The 22,825-nt window shown below is 72.3% G+C and carries 19 protein-coding genes and 1 pseudogene; 11 read left to right on the forward strand and 9 right to left on the reverse strand.

Annotated elements, in window-relative coordinates:
- The 5 genes and pseudogenes from AC1Q49_RS13480 to AC1Q49_RS13500 form a co-directional block, all read left to right on the forward strand.
- Nucleotides 1-831: pseudogene (locus tag AC1Q49_RS13480) on the forward strand (ECF transporter S component); the annotation flags it as partial.
- On the forward strand, nt 828-1,865 hold the full coding sequence (locus tag AC1Q49_RS13485; protein ID WP_492492738.1) for a GNAT family N-acetyltransferase: 1,038 nt from the start codon (nt 828-830) through the stop codon (nt 1,863-1,865). The pseudogene AC1Q49_RS13480 and the gene AC1Q49_RS13485, both read left to right, overlap by 4 nt.
- Complete coding sequence (locus tag AC1Q49_RS13490) at nt 1,865-2,269, forward strand: VOC family protein (protein ID WP_492492765.1); 405 nt, start codon at nt 1,865-1,867, stop codon at nt 2,267-2,269. The genes AC1Q49_RS13485 and AC1Q49_RS13490 overlap by 1 nt, the downstream gene beginning before the upstream one ends.
- Nucleotides 2,270-2,346: 77 nt before the next feature.
- On the forward strand, nt 2,347-2,751 hold the full coding sequence (locus AC1Q49_RS13495) for a glucose-6-phosphate dehydrogenase (protein WP_191007957.1): 405 nt from the start codon (nt 2,347-2,349) through the stop codon (nt 2,749-2,751).
- Between the two features lie 131 nt (nt 2,752-2,882).
- Nucleotides 2,883-3,449, forward strand: coding sequence for an alpha/beta fold hydrolase (locus tag AC1Q49_RS13500; protein WP_492492740.1), 567 nt, complete (start codon nt 2,883-2,885; stop codon nt 3,447-3,449).
- A 343-nt stretch (nt 3,450-3,792) separates the two neighbouring features.
- Here AC1Q49_RS13500 and AC1Q49_RS13505 read toward each other — a convergent pair whose 3' ends face one another.
- Complete coding sequence (locus AC1Q49_RS13505) at nt 3,793-7,530, reverse strand: methionine synthase (protein WP_492492742.1); 3,738 nt, start codon at nt 7,528-7,530, stop codon at nt 3,793-3,795.
- 88 nt (nt 7,531-7,618) lie between these two features.
- Here AC1Q49_RS13505 and AC1Q49_RS13510 point away from each other — a divergent pair, with 88 nt between their 5' ends.
- Nucleotides 7,619-8,596 carry an o-succinylbenzoate synthase gene (locus tag AC1Q49_RS13510; RefSeq protein ID WP_492492744.1) on the forward strand — a complete coding sequence of 326 codons (978 nt, stop codon included), beginning with the start codon at nt 7,619-7,621 and terminating at the stop codon, nt 8,594-8,596.
- A 37-nt stretch (nt 8,597-8,633) separates the two neighbouring features.
- On the opposite strand, the gene AC1Q49_RS13515 is transcribed toward AC1Q49_RS13510, so the two are convergent.
- Entirely contained in the window at nt 8,634-9,302 is a 669-nt protein-coding gene (locus AC1Q49_RS13515; RefSeq protein ID WP_060958878.1) for a TetR/AcrR family transcriptional regulator, read from the reverse strand.
- Nucleotides 9,303-9,472: 170 nt separating this feature from the next.
- Between AC1Q49_RS13515 and AC1Q49_RS13520 the strand changes: the two genes are divergently transcribed.
- Both AC1Q49_RS13520 and AC1Q49_RS13525 read left to right on the forward strand, forming a co-directional pair.
- The gene (locus AC1Q49_RS13520) at nt 9,473-12,346 is read left to right on the forward strand and encodes an MMPL family transporter (protein ID WP_492492746.1); all 2,874 of its coding nucleotides are present in this window, start codon (nt 9,473-9,475) and stop codon (nt 12,344-12,346) included.
- Nucleotides 12,343-14,316, forward strand: a complete 1,974-nt coding sequence (locus AC1Q49_RS13525; protein WP_492492748.1) for a YhgE/Pip family protein — start codon at nt 12,343-12,345, stop codon at nt 14,314-14,316. Before AC1Q49_RS13520 ends, AC1Q49_RS13525 begins: the two co-directional genes overlap by 4 nt.
- Before the next feature lie 46 nt (nt 14,317-14,362).
- On the opposite strand, the gene ccsB is transcribed toward AC1Q49_RS13525, so the two are convergent.
- The 6 genes from ccsB to AC1Q49_RS13555 are packed head-to-tail and all read right to left on the reverse strand — an operon-like array spanning nt 14,363 to nt 19,874.
- Nucleotides 14,363-15,433 (reverse strand): c-type cytochrome biogenesis protein CcsB, encoded by a 1,071-nt coding sequence (gene ccsB / locus AC1Q49_RS13530; RefSeq protein ID WP_492492750.1) that lies wholly within the window; start codon nt 15,431-15,433, stop codon nt 14,363-14,365.
- 5 nt (nt 15,434-15,438) lie between these two features.
- Complete coding sequence (gene resB / locus AC1Q49_RS13535) at nt 15,439-17,193, reverse strand: cytochrome c biogenesis protein ResB (RefSeq protein WP_492492752.1); 1,755 nt, start codon at nt 17,191-17,193, stop codon at nt 15,439-15,441.
- Nucleotides 17,174-17,923 (reverse strand): cytochrome c biogenesis CcdA family protein, encoded by a 750-nt coding sequence (locus AC1Q49_RS13540; RefSeq protein WP_082808075.1) that lies wholly within the window; start codon nt 17,921-17,923, stop codon nt 17,174-17,176. The genes resB and AC1Q49_RS13540 overlap by 20 nt, the downstream gene beginning before the upstream one ends.
- Entirely contained in the window at nt 17,920-18,531 is a 612-nt protein-coding gene (locus tag AC1Q49_RS13545) for a TlpA family protein disulfide reductase (RefSeq protein WP_492492754.1), read from the reverse strand. The genes AC1Q49_RS13540 and AC1Q49_RS13545 overlap by 4 nt, the downstream gene beginning before the upstream one ends.
- Nucleotides 18,528-19,157, reverse strand: coding sequence for a histidine phosphatase family protein (locus AC1Q49_RS13550; RefSeq protein WP_492492756.1), 630 nt, complete (start codon nt 19,155-19,157; stop codon nt 18,528-18,530). The genes AC1Q49_RS13545 and AC1Q49_RS13550 overlap by 4 nt, the downstream gene beginning before the upstream one ends.
- Before the next feature lie 60 nt (nt 19,158-19,217).
- Entirely contained in the window at nt 19,218-19,874 is a 657-nt protein-coding gene (locus AC1Q49_RS13555; protein WP_492492758.1) for a DedA family protein, read from the reverse strand.
- Between the two features lie 171 nt (nt 19,875-20,045).
- Between AC1Q49_RS13555 and aspS the strand changes: the two genes are divergently transcribed.
- The 3 genes from aspS (at nt 20,046) to AC1Q49_RS13570 (ending at nt 22,500) form a co-directional block, all read left to right on the forward strand.
- Nucleotides 20,046-21,401 carry an aspartate--tRNA(Asn) ligase gene (gene aspS / locus AC1Q49_RS13560; RefSeq protein ID WP_492492760.1) on the forward strand — a complete coding sequence of 452 codons (1,356 nt, stop codon included), beginning with the start codon at nt 20,046-20,048 and terminating at the stop codon, nt 21,399-21,401.
- A gap of 37 nt (nt 21,402-21,438) precedes the next feature.
- Nucleotides 21,439-22,236, forward strand: coding sequence for a tyrosine-protein phosphatase (locus AC1Q49_RS13565; RefSeq protein WP_492492762.1), 798 nt, complete (start codon nt 21,439-21,441; stop codon nt 22,234-22,236).
- 87 nt (nt 22,237-22,323) lie between these two features.
- Nucleotides 22,324-22,500 (forward strand): YegP family protein, encoded by a 177-nt coding sequence (locus AC1Q49_RS13570; RefSeq protein ID WP_205282327.1) that lies wholly within the window; start codon nt 22,324-22,326, stop codon nt 22,498-22,500.
- 2 nt (nt 22,501-22,502) lie between these two features.
- On the opposite strand, the gene AC1Q49_RS13575 is transcribed toward AC1Q49_RS13570, so the two are convergent.
- Nucleotides 22,503-22,825 (reverse strand): Dabb family protein (locus tag AC1Q49_RS13575; protein ID WP_492492764.1); only part of this gene is annotated, 323 nt, incomplete at its 5' end.

Genomic DNA, 22,825 nt, shown 5'->3' on the forward strand with positions numbered 1-22,825 from the left:
CCGCAGCCCCGGCCCCAGCCCCGACCGCGGCGCAGCCTCACCGCGGCCCTGGTCGCGGCGAACCTCGTCGCGGCGGCCGCGTTCCTGTGGCCCCTCGTGGCGACGGCGGTGCCGGCGCAGGCGCAGGCCGCCGCGCCGGTCATCGCGATGGCGCTCGCCCCTCTCGCGATCATCGTCGCCCTCGCGAGCCTCGACACGACGGTGCGGTCGGCGCACACCCTCGCGCTGCTGGCCGTGCTCGCGGCGATCGGGGCGGCCGTGCGCATCGCGAGCACCGGGGTGGGCGGCGTGGAGGCGCTGTTCGTGCTCCTGATCCTGGCCGGGCGGGCGTACGGGGCGCGCTTCGGACTGCTGCTCGGCGCGGCATCCCTCGCCCTGTCGGCGGTGCTGTGGGGCGGGGTCGGGCCGTGGCTGCCGTTCCAGATGTTCGCCTGCGGCTGGGTCGCGGCGGGCGCCGGGCTGCTGCCGCGGCGCGTGCGCGGCGGCGCCGAGGTCGCGATGCTCGCGGCGTACGGCGTCGTGTCGGCGTACGTGTTCGGGCTGATCATGAACATGTGGTTCTGGCCGTTCGCCGTCGGCGCCGGGACGAGCATCTCCTACAGCCCGGGCGCGCCCCTCATCGAGAACCTCGGGAATTTCCTCGTCTACTCGCTGGTGACCTCGACCCTCAGCTGGGACACGCTGCGCGCCGTCACCACGGTCATCGGGATCGGACTCATCGGGCGTGCGCTGCTGCGCTCGCTGCGGCGCGCGAAGCCCGTCGCCGGGGCTCCCGGGCCGCCGTCGCCCCCTCAGAGACCCCGCGGAGCGCTCGCTACAGTCGAATCATGACCACGACGGTGCGGCCCCTGACCCCGGACGAGATCGGCTCGGAGGCGTTCCTCCCCCTCCTCTGGGAGGCGGCCGGGGTGGATGCCGACGCGCTCCTGTGGATCCGCGACGCCGAACTGCCCCGGCTCACCGTCGTCGGCGTCGTGGCCGGCGGCATCCTCGGCTTCGCCGCCTTCGGCCCCGACCCCGCCCGCGGCCGCACGGAGCTGCACTACATCGCCGTCGCGCACGAGGCGCGGGGCACCGGTCTCGGGTCCCGGCTCGTGGATGCCGCGCGTCGCGCCGACCCGACCCTCCCGCTGTTCGCGAGCACCGACGACGACGCGGTCGAGTTCTACCGTCGCCTCGGCTTCGCGGTCTCCGATGCGCCGCGCGACCCGCGGTGGCCGACTCGGCAGCGCTACGACTGCACGATCCCGCCGCTCGGCGACCCGCTCGAGCTGACCCTCGCCGTCTACCGCGACCACGCCCTGCGCTACGCCCAGCGCACGTCGGCCACGCCGTCGCCGCTCGTCGCGGAGCTGACGGCACTGCTGCCGGCGGGCTCCTCCGTGCTCGAGCTCGGTTCGGGCCCGGGCCGCGACGCCGATGCGCTGGAGGCGGCGGGCTTCGCCGTCGACCGCACGGATGCCGCGGCATCCTTCATCGCACTGCAGCACGCGGCGGGCCATCGCGCACGCCTGCTCGACGTGCGCGACGCCGACTTCGGCGGCCCGTACGACGCCGTGTTCGCCAGTGCCGTGCTGCTGCACGTGCCGCGGGCGCGGCTGCGGGGCGTGCTGCGGCGAGCGCGCGCCGCGACCCGGCCGGGCGGGGTCATGATCGCCTCCTTCAAGAAGGGCGAGGGCGAGCACTGGTCGGCGCACAAGCTCGACGCGCCGCGACACTTCGTGCTGTGGCGCGAGGATCCGCTGGCCGAGGCCTTCGCCGCCACGGGCTGGACCGACGTCGTCGTCCGCGACACGACGGCCCCGGATGCCGCGGCCACCGACTCCTGGATCACGGTGACGGCTCGCAACCCGGAGGCCGGGTGATGCTGGTCGTCGGCTCCGTCGTGATCCGCGTCGACGACCTCGCGCGGGAGACGGCCTTCTGGACCGCGGCCCTCGACTACGTGGTGCGCGAGCCCGCCGGCGACGACTTCGCGCTGCTGCATCCGCGGCACGGGGCCGGGGTGAGCGTGTCGCTGGATGCCGTCGCGGCGCCGCGCGTCCTGCCCCCGCGGATCCACCTCGACCTCTACGCGCAAGACCAGGACGCCGAGGTGGCGCGGCTGGAGCGTCTGGGCGCGCGCCGCGTCGTGTGGGACCGGCAGCCGGCCGATGCGGACTACGTGATCATGGAGGATCCCGAGGGCAACCGGTTCTGCGTCGTCGACGCGGCGGAGTGGTCGGGATGGGCGGGGGCGGCATCCGCGGTGCCATCCGCTGTGGAGTGAGACCCGCCGGCGGCGCGGCCGTGGGAGAATGGGGCACGGCCGTCGTCCACCCGAGGATGCCGCCGGAAGGGCATGTCGTGCAGATCAGGAACTCCTCGGACTGGCGAGATGCCCTGCCGTTCGAAATCGCCGTCGCCGCCGAGCAGGCTGTGCCGGGCGACGCGACCCGGTGCTCGGGCTGCGGACCGACCAGCGAGCCGTGGCCGCGCGAAGCGCTGTGGGTGATGAAGCACCGGCATCCGAACAATCCGGCCGGATTCGTGCGGTTCTATTGCGCCGACCACAAGCCCGCGGCCAAGCTCGCCGCCGCGCCCGCGCCGACCACGCGCGAGCGTGCCCGCGCCGCCCGGGTCGCCTCGGGCACGCCGCGCACCGTCGCCGCCCCCACCATCCCCGAGCGTCCCGCGGTGATGTGCCCGGACTGCTTCGTGCAGGTGCCCGCGACCGGCATCTGCGGCATGTGCGGCACCCCCGTCGCCTGACCCTCACCCGCGGGCCGTATCCGAACTGCAAGCTCGCAGCCGCGACGCGCCGCCACCCCGCGCCCGGCCACGGCGCGTCGCCCGGCATCCCTTGCAGTCCGGTGTGTGCGGCTGGCCGTTAGGATCGCGGGATGGTCGTGCTGCACCGCCTCACACCGTCGTCGGACGGCGCACCTGCAGCGGTCCTGCTGCCCGGGCGCGGATACACCGCGCAGGCACCGCTGCTGCACTGGACCGGCGTCATCCTGGCTCAGAACGGATGGGACGTCTACGCCGCCGAGTGGGCATTGGGTGACGCCGCGGACGACCCGGCCGACTTCGTCGCCCGGGAGTGGGGCGAAATCATCTCGGCCCTCCCGTGCGCGCCCGACCTTGTCGTCGCCAAGTCTCTGGGCACCTTCGCGGCCTCACACGCCGTCGCGGCAGGCATACCTGGGGTGTGGTTGACGCCGCTGGTCGGCCACGATGTCGTGGCTACGGCGTTGCGCGCGGCATCCGCGACTCATCTCATCGTCGCTGGCACGACGGATGCCACGTGGTGGCCCGACCGCATCAGCAAGACCGCAGCCGCGGTGATGGAGATCGCCGGCGCCGACCACGGTCTGCAGTCGGATGGCGATTGGGAGGAGTCGTACGCGGTGCAGCGACGCGTGTTCGCCCGAATCGCGGCGCATGCCGCCGCCCTGGCACGTCGCTGAGCCCGCTTCGGCCCCACCGTCACCTCCACCTCCTCACGCCCCGACTGCAAGCTCGCAGCCGCGACACGCCGCCACCCCGCACCCGGCCACGGCGTGTCGCCCGGCATCCCTTGCAGTTCGGCCCGGGCACACCGGATGCCGACCCAGCGCCGCCTCACCCCAGCGCTGTCTCACCCAATCCACCCCGGCCGTCCCACCCCAACCCAATTGCAAGGTCGTAGCCGCGACGCGCCGCCACCCCGCGCCCGGCCGCGGCGTGTCGCCCGGCATCCCTTGCAGTTCGGCCCGGGCGCCGAGACACCCGGAACCCGCACCTGGCCCACCCGCGGATGCCGCGACCGGCTCAGACCGAGAAGTACTTCGCCTCGGGGTGGTGGAACACGAACGCGTCGGTCGACTGCTCGGGATGCAGCTGCAGCTCCTCGCTCAGCTCGACGCCCATGCGCTCCGGACGCAGCAGCTCGACGACCTTGCGGCGGTCCTCCATGTCGGGGCAGGCCGGGTAGCCGAGCGAGAACCGCGCGCCGCGGTATTCGAGCTTGAACAGTCCCGCGGTGTCGGCGGGGTCTTCCCCGGCGAAGCCGAGCTCGGCGCGGATGCGCGCGTGCCAGAACTCGGCGAGCGCCTCGGTGAGCTGCATGACCAGCCCGTTCAGCTCGTAGTAGTCGCGATAGCGGTCCTCGGCGAACATCTTCGCGGTGACGGCGTCGATGGCCGCCCCCGCCGTGACCAGCTGCACGGGCAGCACATCGACCTGCCCCGACGCGCGAGAGCGCACGAAGTCGGCGAGGTTCAGGTGGCGGTCGCGCCGCTGCCGCGGGAAGTGGAAGCGCAGCCGGTCGCTGCCGAGGGCGCCGCCCGATCCGCCGTCCGGCGCCAGCAGTCCGGCCGGCCCGAGCAGACCGGTCGGGTCGTCGCCGTGGTGCAGCACGACGAGGTCATCGCCCTCGGAGACGACCGGGAAGTACCCGTAGGCCACCGACGCGTCGAGCATGCGCTCGGCGAGGATGCGGTCGAGCCAGTACCGCAGCCGCGGACGACCCTCCGTGTCGACCAGCTGCTCGTACGACAGCCCGTCCTCCCCGCGCCCGGGCTTGAGCCCCCACTGCCCCATGAACGTCGCGCGTTCGTCGAGGAAGGCCGCGTAGTCGGCGAGCGCGATGCCGCGGACGATGCGCGTGCCCCAGAACGGCGGCGCGGGCACGGGGTTGTCGGATGCCACGTCCGACCGGGCCGGCATGGCCTCGGGCTCGGTGAGGGTCAGGCGCGACCCCGCGGCGTGGATGCGCTTCTTCAGCGGCGGCAGGCCGACGGCATCCGGAGCCTCACCGCGCGCGATCCGCACGAGCGGCTCCATGAGCGCGAGCCCCTCGAACGCGTCCTTGGCGTAGCGGACCTCGCCGTCGAAGAGCTCCGCGAGATCCTGTTCGACGTAGGCGCGGGTCAGCGCCGCACCGCCGAGGATCACCGGCCACCGCGTGCCGAGCCCTCGCGCCGAGAGCTCCTGCAGGTTCTCCTTCATCACCACCGTCGACTTGACGAGCAGGCCGCTCATGCCGATGACGTCGGCGCCGTGCTCCTCGGCGGCGGCGATGATGTCGGCGATCGGCTGCTTGATGCCGAGGTTGATCACCGTGTAGCCGTTGTTGGTGAGGATGATGTCGACGAGGTTCTTGCCGATGTCGTGCACGTCGCCGCGCACCGTCGCGAGCACGATCGTGCCCTTGCCGGCCTCGTCGGTCTTCTCCATGTGCGGCTCGAGCAGGGCGACCGCGGTCTTCATGACCTCGGCGGACTGCAGCACGAACGGCAGCTGCATCTGGCCCGACCCGAACCGCTCGCCGACGACCTTCATGCCCTCCAGCAGGTGGTCGTTGATGATCTGCAGCGGGCTGAGCGGCGCGGCATCCGCATCGCCGGCGCGCGCCAGGTCGAGGTCGGCCTCGAGACCCTTCAGCTCGCCGTCGATGATCCGGCGCTCGAGGCGTTGGCCGACCGGCAGCGCCGCCAGCTCGGCGGCGCGCTGGTCGCGGAGCGCCGCCGTGTCGACCCCGGCGAACAGGTCGAGCATCGTCGCCAGCGGGTCGTAGGTGAGGGTGCCGTCGGCATCCCATTCGCGCCGGTCCCAGACGAGGTCGAGCGCGACCTTCCGCTGCTCCTCGGGGAGGGACGCCAGGGGCACGATCTTCGCGGCGTCGATGATGCCGCTCGTCAGCCCCGCCTGCGTCGCCTCGTGCAGGAACACGGAGTTGAGCACCGATCGGGCGGCGGGGTTGAGCCCGAACGAGACGTTGGAGACGCCGAGCGTCGTGTTGATGCCCGGGTATTTCGCGACCAGCCCGCGGATCGCCTCGATGGTCTCGATCGCGTCGCGGCGGGTCTCCTCCTGGCCCGTCGCGATCGGGAAGGTGAGGCAGTCGACGATGATGTCCTCGACCCGCATGCCCCACGCCCCGACGAGCTCGTCGACGAGCCGCGACGCGATGCGCAGCTTGTCCTCGGCGGTGCGCGCCTGACCCTGCTCGTCGATCGTGAGGGCGATGACGGCGGTGCCGTGCTCCTTGACGAGCGGCATGATGCGCCCGAAGCGGGATGCCGCGCCGTCGCCGTCCTCGTAGTTGACGGAGTTCACGACGGGACGGCCGCCGATCAGCTCCAGCCCCGCCTGGATGACGGCCGGCTCGGTCGAGTCGATCACGAGAGGAAGAGTGGATGCCGAGGCGAACCGCGACACCACCTCGCGGATGTCGTCGACGCCGTCGCGGCCGACGTAGTCGACGCACACGTCGAGCAGGTGCGCGCCGACGCGGATCTGCCCGCGGGCGATCTCGACGCAGTCGTCCCACCGGCCCTCCAGCATCGCCTCGCGGAACGCCTTCGACCCGTTGGCGTTGGTGCGCTCCCCGATCGCCAGGTAGCTGGCATCCTGCCGGAACGGCACGTGCTGATACAGCGAGGCGACCCCGGGCTCGCGGTCGACCGCGAGGGGCGCCGCGCCGACAAGCGTGGTGCGCGAGCGCGAGGCCAGCGAGGTGTACTCCGTCGCCGCGTCCCCCGGCAGCCCGTCGACGATCCGACGGGAGGTCACCGGGAGGGACCCCACCCGCTCCACCACCGCGGCGAGATGCTCGGGCGTCGTGCCGCAGCATCCGCCGATGAGGCCCAGGCCGAACTCGCGCACGAACTGCTCGTGCGCCGTGGCGAGCTCCGCGGGCGTCAGCGGGTAGTGCGCACCGTCGGCGGTCAGCACCGGCAGCCCCGCGTTGGGCATGCAGGCGATCGTCACGGAGGAGTGCTTCGACAGGTGGCGCAGGTGCTCGCTCATCTCGGCCGGACCGGTCGCGCAGTTCAGGCCGATGGCGTCGACGCCCAGCGGCTCCAGCGCCGTGAGCGCCGCCCCGATCTCCGAGCCCATCAGCATGGTGCCGGTCGTCTCGACGGTGACCTCGACGAAGATCGGCAGCCGGATGCCGCGGGCCACGATCGCCTGCTTGCAGCCGTTGATCGCGGCCTTGGTCTGCAGCAGATCCTGGCTCGTCTCGACCAGGAACGCATCCGCGCCGCCGTCGATGAGCCCCTCGGCCTGAAGGGCGAACGTCTCCTTCAGATGCGCATAGGTGGTGTGGCCGAGGCTCGGCAGCTTCGTGCCGGGCCCCATCGAGCCGAGCACCCAGCGCATCCGCCCGTCGACCGCTTCCGCCGCCTCCGCACGCTCGCGGGCGATCCGCGCCCCGGCGGCCGCGAGCTCCGTGATGCGGTCGTCGATGCCGTAATCCGACAGGTTCGACCAGTTCGCCCCGAACGTGTTCGTCTCCACGGCGTCCACGCCGACCGCGAAGTAGGCGTCGTGGATGTCGGCGACCACGTCGGGTCGCGTCACGTTCAGGATCTCGTTGCAGCCCTCGAGGCCGGCGAAGTCGGTGTCGATCCGCAGGTCATGACGCTGCAGCATCGTGCCCATCGCCCCGTCGGCGATGACGACCCGCTCGGCGAGGGCGTCCAGCAGCGCCTGCGCCCGGGCGGGGCGCGGTACACCGTCGATGTCGAGCGCGAAGCGGGCGGCGGCGAGGGAGGCGGTCACCGCCCGATTCTACGGGCGTCGCCGCCGCAGACGGCGGGCCGCGACGCGGGGTCCCCGCGGCGGCGGCCTCCCGAGGCAGGATGGAGCCATGACCGTCCCCGCACTCGGCGAGCTGCTCGCCACGGCGCACGTGGTATCGCTGCCCCTCGTCACCCGCTTCCGCGGCGTCGACCACCGCGAGGCGGTGCTGATGGAGGGCCCCGAGGGCTGGACCGAGTTCTCGCCGTTTCTCGAGTACGACGACGCGGAGGCCGCCGTCTGGCTCGCCGCGGCGATCGACTTCGGATGGCGCCGCCAGCCCGATCCGCGGCGCGACACCGTCCGCGTCAACGCCACCGTCCCCGCCGTCCGGGCCGACGAGGTGGCCGGGGTGCTGGCCCGCTTCGACGGGTGCCGCACCGCGAAGGTGAAGGTCGCCGAGCGCGGCCAGACGCTCGTCGACGACGTCGCGCGGGTGCGTGCCGTGCGCGCCGCGATGGGCCCGGAGGGGCGGGTGCGCCTCGACGCCAACGGCGGGTGGAACGTCGACGAGGCCGAGCATGCGGTGCACGCGCTCGCCGAGTTCGACCTCGAATACCTGGAACAGCCCTGCACCGAGGTGGAGGAGCTCGCCCAGCTGCGCGCGCGCATCGCCGACTGGGACATCCCTATCGCCGCCGACGAGTCGGTGCGCAAGGCGTCCGACCCGCTCGCCGTCGCGCGCGCCGGCGCGGCCGATCTGCTCGTCGTGAAGGCGCAGCCTCTCGGCGGGGTCGCCGCGGCGCTGGCGATCGTCGCGGAGGCGGGCCTTCCGGCGGTCGTCTCGAGCGCTCTCGACACGAGCATCGGCCTGTCGATGGGCACGACCCTCGCCGCGGCCCTGCCCGATCTGCCCTACGACTGCGGCCTCGGCACGGCCTCGCTGCTCGCGGCGGATGTCACGGCGCGGCCGCTGCGTCCCTCCGGCGGGATGCTGCCCGTGGGGCGGGTCGTCCCGGATGCCGCCGCGCTCGCCCGGCATGCGGCGATGCCCGATCGGCGCGCGTGGTGGCTCGACCGCCTGGAGCGGTGCGCCGCGCTGCTGTGACCGCGGCGGATCGCGTCGGGGGTCGACCCCGCGGCGGTCAGCGGTCGGCGTAGCGGAAGGCCCGCTCCCCACCGGCGGCGACCAGCGCCGGGATCAGGGCGTCGAGGCGTCCGCGCAGCGCAGCGGTGACCCCGTCGTCCTCGATGCCCTGCAGCATCGCCGTCGTGCAGGTCTCGTTCGCGACGTCGAGGAGGATGCGCGCCGCCTCCGCCACCGACAGACGCAGGGTCAGGCCGTAGGTCGCGATGATGTGCTCGAGGAAGCCTTCGATGCGGTCGAGCATGCGCCGCTGCAGGGTGAGGAAGGCCTCGGCGAGTCGCGGGTCGCGAAGCGCCTGCACGCGGATCTCCGTCATGAGCTGCGGATCCATGCCCTCGCCGAACGGCGCTCCCAGCTGGCCCACGAGCTCGGAGACGTCGACGGGACCGTCGGGCGAGAGGCGGTGGACCCGGCTGGCGACCGCGTCGAGCTTCGCGTCGGACAGGCGGGTCACGAGCGCGAGGAAGAGCTCGTCCTTCGACTCGAAGTTCGAGTAGAACGCCCCGCGGGTGAACCCCGCGCGCTCGCAGATCGCCTCGACCGACGCGGCATCCATGCCCACCTCGGCGAACACGTCGTGCGCCGCGTCGAGAAGACGCGCCCGGGTCTGCTCGCGGCGCTGGCTGGGCGGGCGACTGCCGTCGGCGCGCTCGGCGATGTCCGTCACGGTGTCCTCCCTTCGTCGGCGGGATGCGGCGCTCGGCGCCGGTCCTCAGTTTCACATCGAGTGCTCAGGATTGCGAGAACCCCGGCTCTTAGGATACATCTGTGTATCGGATACAGCGGTGTATCGAATCCCTGTCCGCCCCCACCCCGATCGTCTGAACCGGAGCACCTGTGTCCACTCTGCTTTACTCGCTGGGCCGCTGGTCCTACCGCCACTCGTGGCGGGTCCTCGTGTCGTGGCTCCTGCTGCTGGGCGTGGTGGGCGGCGCGGTCGGCGTCGGCGTCGCGACCGGCGCCGTGAAGGGCTTCGACAACTCCTTCTCGATCCCCGGCACCGAGGGTCAGGAGGGCCTCGAGCTGCTCAACCGCACGTTCCCCCAGGCGAGCGGGACGAGCGCGCAGTACATCGTCGTCGCCGCGGCGGGCGACCGCGTCGACGAGAAGCCGTACTCCGACGAGATCGCCTCGGCGGTCTCCGAGCTCGGCTCTCTCGACGGTGTGCTCGCCGTCACCGACCCGTTCAGCGAGAACGTCGACGGCATGGTCAGCGGCGACGGTCAGGCCGCCCTCATCCGCCTGCAGTTCCAGGGCACCGCGACCGACGTGCCGGCCGCGACGAAGACCACGCTCGAAGACCTGTCCACCTCGCTCGACGCCGCCCTGCCGGCCGGATCGACCGTGGTGGTCGGCGGCGACCTGTTCTCCACCTCGCTGCCCGCCCTGTCGATCATCGAGGCCATCGGCGTGCTCATCGCCCTGTTCGTGCTGATCGTCACCTTCCGCTCGCTCGCCGTCGCCTGGTTCCCGCTGGTGAGCGCCCTCATCGGCGTCGGCCTGTCGGTCGTGCTGATCTTCGCCTCCACGGCGTTCGCGACCGTGTCCTCGACGACGCCGATGCTTGCCATCATGCTGGGGCTCGCGGTCGGCATCGACTACGCGCTGTTCATCGTGGCGCGACATCAGGATCAGGTGCGCGCCGGTGTCGACCCCGAGGAGTCCGCGGCCCGCGCGACGGGGACGGCCGGTTCGGCGGTCATGTTCGCGGGCATCACGGTGCTCATCGCGCTGGTCGGCCTCGGCTTCGCCGGCATCCCCTTCCTCACGACGATGGGCCTGGCCGCCGCGGGCGCCGTGGCGGTGGCCGTCGTCGTCGCGATCACCCTCACCCCGGCGCTGCTGGGCTTCGCGAAGGGCCGCGTCGTGGGCTGGAGCCGCGTCCTGGGTCGCGGCATCCGCGTCGGTCGCCGGCGCCGCCCGGCGCGCGCGCAGGCGGATGCCGCCGGTGCGGCGCCCGTCACGAAGACGAACCCGTGGGTCGCCCTCGTGACGCGCCATCCCGTCGTCAGCACGCTCGCGGTGATCCTGACGCTCGGCGTCATCGCGATCCCGGCCTCCAGCCTGCAGCTCGCGCTGCCCAACGCCGGCATGCAGCCGACATCCAGCGAGGCCCGCCAGGCGTACGACCTGACGGCGGAGCACTTCGGCCCCGGCGCGAACGGGCCGCTGATCCTCACCGGCACCATCGTCACCTCGACCGACCCGCTCACGCTCATGGCCGACCTCAAAGCGGATGTGGAGAAGATCCCCGGCGTCGAGCGCGTGGCCCTCTCGACCCCCAATGAGACGGCGGACACGGGGCTGGTGCAGATCGTCCCGACCACCGCCCCCGACGCGCCGCAGACCGCCGAGCTCGTCCGCGAGCTGCGCGCCCACCACGACGAGTGGCTCCAGAAGTACGGCATCGACCTGAAGGTGACCGGTTTCACGGCGATCGCGATCGACATCTCCGATCGCCTCGGCGCCGCACTGCTGCCGTTCGGCCTGTTCGTCGTGGGTCTGTCGTTCGTGCTCCTGATGATCGTGTTCCGCTCGATCTGGGTGCCGCTGAAGGCGACGCTGGGCTACCTGCTGTCGATCCTCGCGGCGTTCGGCGCCGTCGCGGCGGTGTTCGAGTGGGGCTGGCTCGCCGACGCCCTGCACGTGACGCGCACCGGTCCGGTGATCAGCTTCATGCCGATCATCCTCATGGGTGTGCTGTTCGGCCTCGCGATGGACTACGAGGTCTTCCTCGTCTCGCGCATGCGCGAGGACTTCGTCCACGCGCGCCGCGACCGCGGCGGGCACGCCGACCGGGCCATGGCGGTCGACGCCGTGCGCAGCGGCTTCACGGCCTCGGCGCGCGTCGTCACCGCAGCGGCCGTCATCATGTTCGCGGTCTTCGCGGCGTTCATCCCCGAGGGCGACACCTCGATCAAACCGATCGCGTTGGGACTGGCCGTCGGCATCGCCGTCGACGCCTTCCTCGTGCGGATGACGCTCGGCCCGGCCATCATGACGCTCCTCGGCGACAAGGCCTGGTGGATGCCGCGATGGCTCGACCGTGTGCTCCCGCACTTCGACATCGAGGGCGAGGCCGTCGAGCGCGAGCTCGCGCTCACCGCATGGCCGGAGCCCGGCTACGACGGCGCGCTGGCCGCCGACGACCTGACCGTCCGCGTCGACGGCGGGGCCGGTGTCGGCGAGGTCACGCTCTTCCGCGCGTCGACGATCCGCCTCGAGCAGGGCGGCACCCTGCTGGCGACGGCGGCCGACCCGCGCGCCGGACGCGCCTTCGTCCTCGCCGTCGCCGGCCGCGTCGACCCGAGCGAGGGGCGCCTGCGCGTCGCCGGGCACCTCCTGCCCGGCCGCGGGGCGTGGGTGCGCGCCCACGTGGGCGTCGCCCTCCTCGACGGCGCCGCCGCTCCGCTCACGGAGCTGCGGCGAGCGCTCGCGGGCGGGACCACCATCGTCGCCATCGACGGCCTGGACACGCTCACGGGCGCCGACCGCGATCAGGCCGCAGCCCTGCTGCGCGACGCCCAGGAGCGCGCCGCCGCGCGCATCTCCCGCGGCGGCGCACACGCCCGCCCGCTCACCCTCATCGCGTCGGCACGTCGCGAGGGCCCCGCCCTCGACGTGCTCGCCGACGCTCATCGCCGGAGCGTGACCGCCCTGGCCCTCACCACCGGTACCGCCGACTCTCCCACGCAGGTGATCTCCGCATGACTCTCCCCCTCGAACGCGCTCGTTCCCGCCGCCCCGTGACCTGGCTCACGGTGCTCGGCGTCCTCCTGCTGCCCGTGCTGATCGGCGGCATCCTCCTCACGGCGCTCTACAACCCGACCGAGCGCCTCGGCAACGTCCGCGCGGCGATCGTGAACAACGACGAGCCCGTCACGATCAACGGCCAGACCGCACCGCTCGGGCGGCAGCTGACCGCCGGCCTCGTGGAAGGCTCGTCGGACGTGCCGAGCAACCTCGACTGGGTGATCTCGAACACCGACGACGCCGCCTCCGGTCTCGCCGACGGCACCTACGACGCCGTGATCACGATCCCGCAGAACTTCTCGGCGGCCGCGACCTCGACCGCGCCCGGCAAGACGCCGGAGAAGGCGACCATCCAGGTGCAGACCGCCCCCGACGGCCGCGTGGTCGACGGCGCCATCACGGCGACGATCACCCAGACCGCGGCATCCGTGTTCGGCAGCGCCGTCTCGCAGCAGTACCTCACCAACGTGCTCATGGGCTTCACGACGCTTCACGACCAGCTCGGTGAGGCCGCCGACGGCGCCGACCAGCTCGCCAGCGGCGCCCAGCAGGCGGCGACGGGCGCCGCGCAGCTCCCGGACGGGGCGACGGCGCTCGCCTCCGGAGCGGGTCAGCTCGGCTCGGGCGCGAGCGACCTGTCGAGCGGGCTGGCGACGCTCGCGACCGGTGCGCGCGACTCGTCCGCGGGAGCGGGACAGCTCGCCGGCGGGCTGAACCAGCTGTCGGCGCAGGTCACCTCGACGCAGCCGAACACGCTCGGCGGCACGGTGTCGACGACGGCGCAGTACGCGTCGGCGGCGGCGGCCTCGACGCAGAGCCTGGCGACGCAGTACCAGAAGCTCCTCGCCGACAACAACTGCGTTCCGCCCGCGACGCCGACGACGCCCGAACAGGGTGCGGTCTGCGTCGCTCTGGGATCGATGGCCGACGGCGTGAAGGCGTCCGCCACGAACGCCGGGTACGCCGCGGGATACGCGAACGGTCTGAAGGACCAGGCGCTGCCCGAGACGGCCGCGGGAATCGCCCAGCTGACCGGTGGAGCCCAGGGGCTGCAGTCCGGTCTCGGCCAGCTCGCCGACGGCATCGACCAGGCGGCCACCGGCGCGACCGGGCTGTCGACGGGTGCCTCCCAGCTGGCGGACGGGGCCACGCAGCTCGCCGACGGCGCGACCCAGCTCAGCACCGGCGTGACCCAGCTCGCCTCGGGCTCCAGCTCGCTGGCGCAGGGCCTGGACTCGGCCGTCTCGCAGATCCCGACGTACTCGCAGCAGCAGGCCGACGCCACCGCCGAGGTGGTGGCGAACCCCGTGAGCGCCGACGGCATCGGCACGAACCTCTTCGGCTCGTCGGCGATCCCGCTGCTGGCGATGCTCGCGCTCTGGTTCGGCGGTCTGGGCTCGTTCATCGCGCTCCAGGCGGTGCCGCGCCACGCCCTCAGCTCGCGCCGCCCGTCGGTGCTGCTGGCGTTGCGCAGCCTCGCTCCGGCCGCCGCCATCGGCGCGGCACAGGGCCTGCTGGTCGCCGGTGTCGCCCAGATCGCGGCGAACTACGACGCGGGCACCTGGTTCGCCTTCGCGGGCCTCGCCGTCGTCGCCGGCATCTCGTTCGCCGCCGTCAACCAGGCGCTGGTCGCGGTGTTCGGAGGCGCCGGCCGGTGGATCTCGACGCTCGTGGGCGTGCTCGCGGTGGCGACCGGGATCGTGTCGACGATCCCGGGCATCCTCGCCTCGATCGCCGGCGCCATGCCCACCTCGCCCGCCTACACCGCGCTGCTCGCGGCGACCACGTCGGCCGGCGGAGCGGCGGCCGGGCTGACGGCCATGATCGCGTGGGCGGTGCTGGCGTTCATCGCGAGCACCATCGCCGTGACGCGGCGCCGCACGGCGAGCGCCCGCGCGCTGCTCGCGGCATCCCCCGCCCTGGCCTGACCGCCGCGGACGGCCCGCGCGGCGGCGGCATGCCGCCGACCGCGGGTCAGTTCAGGCCGCTGTAGACGTGCAGGCCCTTGAAGAACATGTTGACGATCGTGAAGTTGAACATGACCGCCGCGAAGCCGATGATCGACAGCCAGGCCGAGCGCGTGCCCCGCCACCCGCGGGTCGCGCGCGCGTGGATGTAGCCCGCGTAGAGCACCCAGATGACGAACGTCCAGACTTCCTTCGTGTCGAAGCCCCAGTAGCGGCCCCACGCGTCGTTGGCCCAGATGGAGCCGGCGATGAGGGTGAAGGTCCAGAAGATGAAGCCGATGATCGTGAAGCGGTACGCGAGCGATTCGAGCACGTCGGCCGACGGCAGCGTCCGCAGGAAGCGCGGACCGCGGCGGCGCGCCGTGCTCTCCTCTCCCGCGGCGGCGATGGCGGCGATGGCGAGGCGCTCGCGGCGGGCCTGCATGAGCTGCAGCACCGAGAGGGCGAACGCGAGGGCGAACAGGGCCGTCGACAGCGACGCGACGAAGACGTGGATGACGAGCCACACGCTCTTCAGCGGATCGGACAGCGGCACGACCGCGGTGTAGAACCAGAGGACCGTGCCGCCCAGCAGCACGACGACGAGGCCGGTGATGAAGGTGCCGAGGAAGCGCAGGTCGTACTTGAACAGCACGACCAGGTAGACGGCCATGATCAGCATCGTCCCGGTGAGCGCGAACTCGTACATGTTCGACCAGGGCACCCGGCTGGCGGCGATGCCCCGCAGCACGTCGCCGGCGACGTGGAACAGGAAGCCGAGCACCGTCAGCGACGTGCCGATGCGCGCCCACAGGTAGCGCGTGCGGCGGGCGAGCGGCGCCTCCAGCTCCGCCTTGGCCGCCTGCTGCTGCGCCCGCATCTCGTCGAGCGGGCTCGCGAGCGACGTGGCTGCCGTGGCCGACACCGCCGCGGCGGCACCGACGAGCACCCGCTCCCGGGCGGCATCCTTCTGCTGGATGGCGAGGTCGGACCGGCGCCCGAGGTCGATCGCGTAGGCGATGAACGCGAGCGCGTAGATCGCGACCGCGGTCCACACCAGGAGCCGGGAGATTTCGTCGAGGGAGAGGCCGTCGGGCATGACGATCAGTCTACGTCGGCGGTCTGCGCAGCGGTCCGGTCGGATGCCGCGGCGCCGGCGGTTCCCGCGGCATCCATGGCGGCACCGTGCTCGCGCACGAGGTCGGCGACGGCCGCCGCGATCGCGGGGTCCTCGCCGCGCGCGAGGCCGGCGTACTCCAGGTGCACGACGTCGCCGTCCGCGGTCGCCTTCACCCACATGCGCCGACGCGGGACGAACAGGGCGGCGAGCAGCCCGGCGAGGGCGACGATCGCGAAGCCCAGCACCCACGGCGCACCGACGTCGCGGTGGATGGAGAGGGAGACGTAGCGCTTCACCTGCTCGGCGGCCCCGCTGGCCTTGGCGTCCTCGAACGTGATCGTGCCCAGACCGTCGGGCAGATCCACCGTCTGCCCCGGCGCGAGCTCGAGGGAGGGGACGTCGATGCTGCGGCCCGTGAGCTGCGTCATGCCGCTGACGTCCAGTGCGTAGACGTTGCGCGGGGTGCCGTCGTCGATGCCGAGGTCGCCCGTGTAGACGTCGAGGGTCAGCACCGGATTGGCCAGGGCCGGGTAGGCCGAGGTGAGCGCCCCCGTGTGCAGCTTGGCCGCGGTGGGATAGAAGAAACCGACCAGGCCCACCTGCTGCGCGAGCCCGTCGGGCACCTTCACGACACCCAGCGAGGTCATGGTGGCGCCCTGCGGCAGGAACTCGACGTCTTCGCGCAGCACGACATCGCCCGCGGGGTTTCGCACCGTGATGGTCGGCGCGTAGCCGTTGCCCATGAGGTACACGCGGTCGCCCGCCATGTCGACCGGATGGTTGACGCGCACGGTCTGCTGCTGCGCATCGTGCCCCGGCTCGCGCGTGGTCAGGTTCGCCGCGAAGTCGCCCGCCTGCCCCTGCCCGGCCTCGCCGACCGGGACGTACGTGACATCGAAGCTGTCGAGGGTCAGCGAGTAGGGCGGGAGCGCGTTCGTGTCGACGAAGCGTCCGGGGTTGAAGGAGGTGTAGCCCAGGCCCAGGGAGTTGACGAAGCTGTCGCCCTCGACGATCACGGTCTGGCCCGTGTAGGTGAGACCGCCGCCGACGCCCACGGAGATCAGCACGCCGACGAGCGCGGCGTGGAAGACGAGGTTGCCGGTCTCGCGGGCGTAGCCGCGCTCCGCCGAGACGGATGCCGTGGCAGGACGCTTGCCCACCGCGGGCGTGTCGTACCGCTCGACGCGGTACCCCGCTTTGCGCAACTGCGCCTGCGCGAGCTCGACGGCGGCCTCGGCGTAGGCCGCGGCGTCCGCGCCCGCGGGCACGGCACGGTCGATCTCCGCGTGGTCGTCGAGGCGCGAGAGCCGTACCGGCGTGCGGGGCGGACGCGCGCGCAGCGCGTTGAAGTGGTGCTTGGTGCGCGGGATGACGCACCCGATCAGCGAGATGAACAGCAGGATGTAGATCGCCGAGAACCACACCGACGAGTAGACGTCGAACAGCTGCAGCGTGTCGAGGACGGGGAACAGGTCGGGATTGTCCGTCTTGTACTGCAGCACGCCGTTGGGGTCGGCGGAGCGCTGCGGCACGATCGAGCCGGGGATCGCCGCGATCGCGAGCAGCAGCAGCAGCACGAGCGCGGTGCGCATGCTGGTGAGCTGGCGCCACCCCCAGCGCAGCCAGCCGACCACGCCCAGCCGCGGCTGGGCGATCCCGGTGGCGGGCGCCTCGGCATCCGCGTGGTCGTCCGGACGCAGCGGATCGCTGCCCGCGCGCTCAGAGCGGGAGTTCGACACCGCCGATCACCCCCGTCAGCTGCGACATCGCCGCGGTCCAGAGCCCGGTCACCATCAGCAGACCGAGCACGATCAGAAGCAGGCCGCCGATGACGTTGACCGTGCGGATGTGGCGGCGCAGGAACGCGACCGACCGCGTGGCCCAGCCGAACCCGACGGCCAGCAGCAGGAACGGGATGCCGAGGCCCAGCGAGTACGCGACGGCCAGCAGCACGGCCCGGAGCGGATCGGCCTGCGTCAGCGAGATCGAGAGGATCGCGGCGTAGGTGGGGCCGATGCAGGGCGCCCAGCCGATGCCCATCGCGACCCCCAGCAGCGGCGCACCGGCGAGGCCGAGGCCGCTGCGCACCTGCGGCTTGAGCGTCCGCTGGGCGAAGCCGAACAGCCCGAGGAACACGAGCCCCATGACGATGACGACCACGCCGAGGATGCGCGTCAGCAGCTCTCCGTACTGGATGAAGAAGCGGCCGGCGGTGCCCGCCAGCACACCCATCGCGACGAAGACGACGGTGAAGCCCGCGATGAACAGGAGCACGCCGATCAGCAGCCGTCCGCGGCCGGCGCGCACCGTGCGCCCGCGCGCCGCGGCGGCGCCGGACGCCCCGCCGAGGAAGCCGAGGTAGCCGGGGACGAGCGGCAGCACGCAGGGCGAGAGGAAGGAGACGAGACCGGCGAGCATGGCGATCGGGATCGCGAGCCACAGCGCCCCGCTGAAGACGACCTCGGTCACGAGGTCTCCGACAGCGCGTCGTTGACGATCGTCTTGAGGATCGACTCGCTCTCGACGCGACCGACGAAGCGCGCCGCGACGCGGCCCTGCTTGTCGAGCACCAGCGTGATGGGCACCGACTGCAGCGGCGTCCACGAGGCGAAGGCGAGCTTGAGGTCGGCGTCGTCCTTCGCGAGCAGCGACGGGTAGCTGATGCCGTACGTCTGCTCGAACGCGGTCGCCGCCTCCGGCCCGTCGTAGATGTTGACGCCCAGGAAGGCCGCGCCGGCGGGCTCGACCGACTGGAAGGTGTTCTCGAGGGTGGGCGCCTCGGCCCGGCACGGACCGCAGCCGGCGTACCAGAAGTTCAGCACGAGGACCCTGCCCGCGTAGTCGGCGCTGGTGACGGTGGAGCCGTCGACGGCCGTCCCGGTGAATGCGACGGCGGACGTGCGGTCCTCCGGCGCGATCTCCTGCACGCTGCCGTCACCGGAGATGTACCCCTTGTCGTCGCCCTGCTTGTACTGGTTGGCCAGGTCGTCGTTCGCTCCGCTGCACCCCGCCAGACCGACGGCGAGCGCCAGGGCGACCAGGGATGCCGCGAGCTTCGCGGTCGTCGAGCGCCTCATACCGCCCCCACGTCCACGGCCCGCGATGTCGACGCCGGCTCGGCGTACGCCACCTCGCGCCAGCCGGCGCCGTCGCGCTCGAAGCTCGTCACGCTGGACAGCGCACAGCGGCGCTTGCGCGGATCGTGACGGAGCGGCTCGCCGGCCACCGCGAGGTGCGTCACCCAGATCGGCAGCTGGTGCGACACGATGACGACATCGCCGCCGTCGGCGTCGTTCCACGCCTCCGTCATCGCGGCATCCATGCGGGCGACGACCTCGGCGTAGGGCTCACCCCAGCTGGGCACGGCCGGGCGGGCGAGGTGACGCCAGTTGAGCGGGTTCAGCACGGCGCGCTTCATGCGCTTGCCCTCGAAGACGTTGGTCGGCTCGATGACGCGCTCGTCGATGATCGGATCGAGGTCGAACAGCTCCCCGATCGGCTCGGCGGACTCGCGCGTGCGCTGCAGCGGCGAGGCGTACAGCGCCGTGACGGGACGACCGAGAGCGGACAGGTGCGCGGCGGCGCTGCGCGCCATCTCGCGCCCGTCGGCGCTCAACCGGAAGTTCGGGAGGCGACCGTACAGCACGCGGCCCGGGTTGTGGACCTCGCCATGGCGCACGAGGTGGAGGCGATCGGCGGGCACACCTTCAGTCTACGCGGGCCTCATCTGTGGCCGGGCTGGGAACGGCGCCCGCGGCGGCGCTCAGGCGGGATCGCGATCCGCGGTCCGTCCGCGCAGCTGGCGCACGCGGTTCACCGTGAACCAGACGAGGGCCGCGGCGGCGACGCCGATGACGGCGTACTGCAGGACCCCGGCGTACTCCTCGACGACGTGCCACTGGTTGCCCAGGAGATAGCCGGACAGCACGAACACGGCGTTCCAGAGGAACGATCCGGCGAGGGTCAGCAGTCCGAAGCGCCACAGCGGCATCCGTGTCACGCCCGCGGGGATCGAGATGAGGCTCCGGAAGATCGGGAGCATGCGCCCGAAGAACACCGCCTTGCCGCCGTGGCGCTCGAACCACGCGACCGTGCGGTCGACGTCGTCGACCTTCAGCAGCGGCATCCGTCGTACGAGCGCACGCAGCCGGGCGACACCGAGCCACGCGCCGAGGCCGTAGAGCGCGAAGGCGCCCGCGACCGAGCCGGCGGTCGTCCACAGCAGCGCCTCGACGAGCGTGAACGATCCGCGTGCCGCGGCCAGTCCCGCCATCGGGAGGATGACCTCGCTCGGCAGCGGCGGGAAGAGGTTCTCGAGCGCGATCGCGATGCCCGCGCCGGGGGCCCCGATGAGGTTCATGAGGCCGACGACCGCATCGACGAGCGCGGTGAGCCACGAGCCGTCGGATGCCATCGCCATGGCGTCGACGGTACCCACCGCAGGTGACCGGAACCTGGGCGGATGCCGGGTGCGGGGCGTTTCGACTCGGCGCTGCGCGCCTCGCTCAACGACCGGGCCCGCCCTCACCCCCCTCCGGTCGTTGAGCGAGCGCAGCGAGTCGAAACGCCGCTCCACGTAGACTGATCCCTCGTGAGTGAACGCACCCTCGTCAGCCAGCTGCAGTCCCGCGAAGACGGCACCGTCTCGGTGTCCGGATGGGTGGAGACCGTCCGCGACCAGAAGAAGGTGCAGTTCGTCATCCTCCGCGACGAGACCGGTGCCGTCCAGCTCGTGAACCCCACGACGCGTCCCGACCCGGCTCTCCTCGAATCGCCGGGCGCCGAGCAGGATGCCGCGGCCCTCGCGCTCACCGCGCTGATCTCGGAGCTGTCGACGGGCACCTTCCTGACGGTCACCGGTCAGCTCAAGCACGACGAGCGGGTCAAGCTCGGCGGCGTCGAGATCAAGATCGCCACCCTGGAGATCGCCGCCGCGGCCCTGCCCGAGACGCCGATCGCCGCCGACAGCGGCCTCGACAAGCGCATGGACTGGCGCTTCATCGACCTGCGCCAGCGCCGCAACAACCTGGTCTTCCGCATCCAGACGACGCTCGAGCACGCGATGCGCACCTACTGGATCGAGCGCGACTACGTCGAGATCCACTCCCCCAAGCTCATGTCCACGCCCGCCGAGGGCAACGCCGAGCTGTTCGCCCTGGAGTACTTCGGCGACCAGACGGCCTACCTCGCGCAGAGCCCGCAGCACTTCAAGCAGATGGCGCAGGCCGCCGGCTTCGGCAAGGTGTTCGAGATCGGCGACGTGTTCCGCGCCGACCCGAGCTTCACGAGCCGCCACGCGACCGAGTTCACCTCGATCGACGCCGAGATCAGCTGGATCGACTCCTACGAGGACGTCGCCGCGATGCAGGAGGAGCTGCTGGCCGCCGCGTTCCAGGCCGTCAAAGACAAGCACGGCGACGAGATCAAGGAGCTGTTCGACATCGACGTCGTCGTCCCGACGCTCCCCTTCCCGCGCATCCCGCTGGCCGAGGCCCGCGAGATCGTGGCGGCGCGCGGCTACGACATCCCCCGCACCGACGGCGACCTCGACCCCGAGGGCGAGCGTCAGATCTCGGCGCATGTGCGGGAGACCTTCGGGCACCAGTTCGTGTTCATCACCGACTACCACCCCGAGATCCGCCCGTTCTACCACATGCGAAACCCCGAGACCGGGCTGACGAACAGCTACGACCTGCTGTTCCAGGGCACCGAGATCACCACCGGCGCGCAGCGCGAGCACCGCATCGACGTGCTGGAGGCGCAGGCGCTCGAGAAGGGCCTGTCGCTGGAGGGCCTCGAGCACTACCTCGACTTCTTCCGCTACGGCATCCCGCCCCACGGCGGCTTCGGCATGGGCCTCGCGCGCGTGCTGATGCTCATGCTCGGACAGGACTCCATCCGCGAGGTCACCTTCCTCTTCCGCGGCCCCACGCGCCTGGCGCCCTGAACCGGCCCCTCGAACACGCGGGCCTAGGCTGGATGCCGTGGCACACGCGATCGAGGGACTGCACAACTTCCGCGACACGGGCGGGATGCCGCTGATCGGAGGCGGCACGACGCGAGCCGGCGTGCTGTACCGCTCCGCCGCGCTGGACCGGCTGACCGACGCCGGCCTGGAGGCGCTCGCGGACAGCCCGATCGGCGTCGTCACCGACTTCCGCACCCCCGACGAGCGCCGTGCGGCTCCCGACCGGCTCCCGCCGTCGCGCCCGATCGAGATCCTCGAGCTGTCGCTTCTGGAGGGAGCGATGGCCGAGATGGCGCAGCGCGTGCTGGCCTCCGGCGGCGCGGCCGACCCCGCGCTCGTGGAGCACGCGCTCGCCCAGCTGCCGACCCTCGACCAGCTGTACGTGGGCATGCTGCAGCACGGCGCGGCATCCTTCGCCGAGGTGGCCCGCCGGGTCGGCGCCTCCCGCGACGACGAGCCCACGGCCGTGCTCGTGCACTGCACCGCAGGCAAGGACCGCACGGGCGTCGCCGTCGCCCTCCTCCTGGACGCCGCCGGGGTCGAGCGCGACGCGGTCGTCGCCGACTACGCCGCGTCGCAGCAGCACCTCGCCGGCGCCTGGGCCGACGGCATGCTGGCGATGATCTCGTCGCTCGGGATGCCGCTCACCCCGGCCCTGCGCACGCTCGTCACCGAGACCCCGCCGAGCGCGATCCGCGCGGCCCTGGACTGGATCGACCGCACGCACGGAGGGGCCGCGGACTACCTCGCCACGGGCGGCCTCAGCGCGGACGGGACCGATGCGCTGCGCCGGAGGCTGCGCGGCGGAGCCTGAGCCCGGCACCCCTTCCCGCGACCGCGGCCGCCCACTATCGTGTGCAGCGCGCACCACCGTCGTTGCGCGTGTCGAAGGGGGCACACCATGGCCGGGAAGTTCGAGCTCTACACCGACGCGTCGGGACACTGGCGCTTCCGCCTCAAGGCCGGCAACGGCCAGATCATCGCGACCGGCGAGGCGTACAACTCGAAGGCGGCCGCGATGAACGGCATCGCCTCGATTAAGACGAACGCGCCCGACGCGCCGATCGTCGAGGTCTGAGGCTAGACCTCGAGATCCACCGCGACCCGGTCGGCGACGACCGCCCGCACGTAGCCGACGACCGCCTGGTGGTCGGGATGGGTCTGATAGGCGTCGAGTCCGGCCTGGTCGGCGAAGTCCGCGACGAGCGCGACGTCCCAGTTCGCGCCGCCGACGACGTCCGGGCCGACGGCGATCTCGATGATCGAGGGGACCACGCCGCGCAGGGCCAGCAGGTCGGCGGAGATCTTCTGCGCCTGCGCGGCCTTCTCGACGGGGTCTTCGCTCTTCAGCTTCCACGCGACGACATGGCGGATCATGCGGACTCCTCGGGGGTGGGAGGGAC

This window comes from Microbacterium sp. MPR-TSA4 (assembly GCF_058792815.1).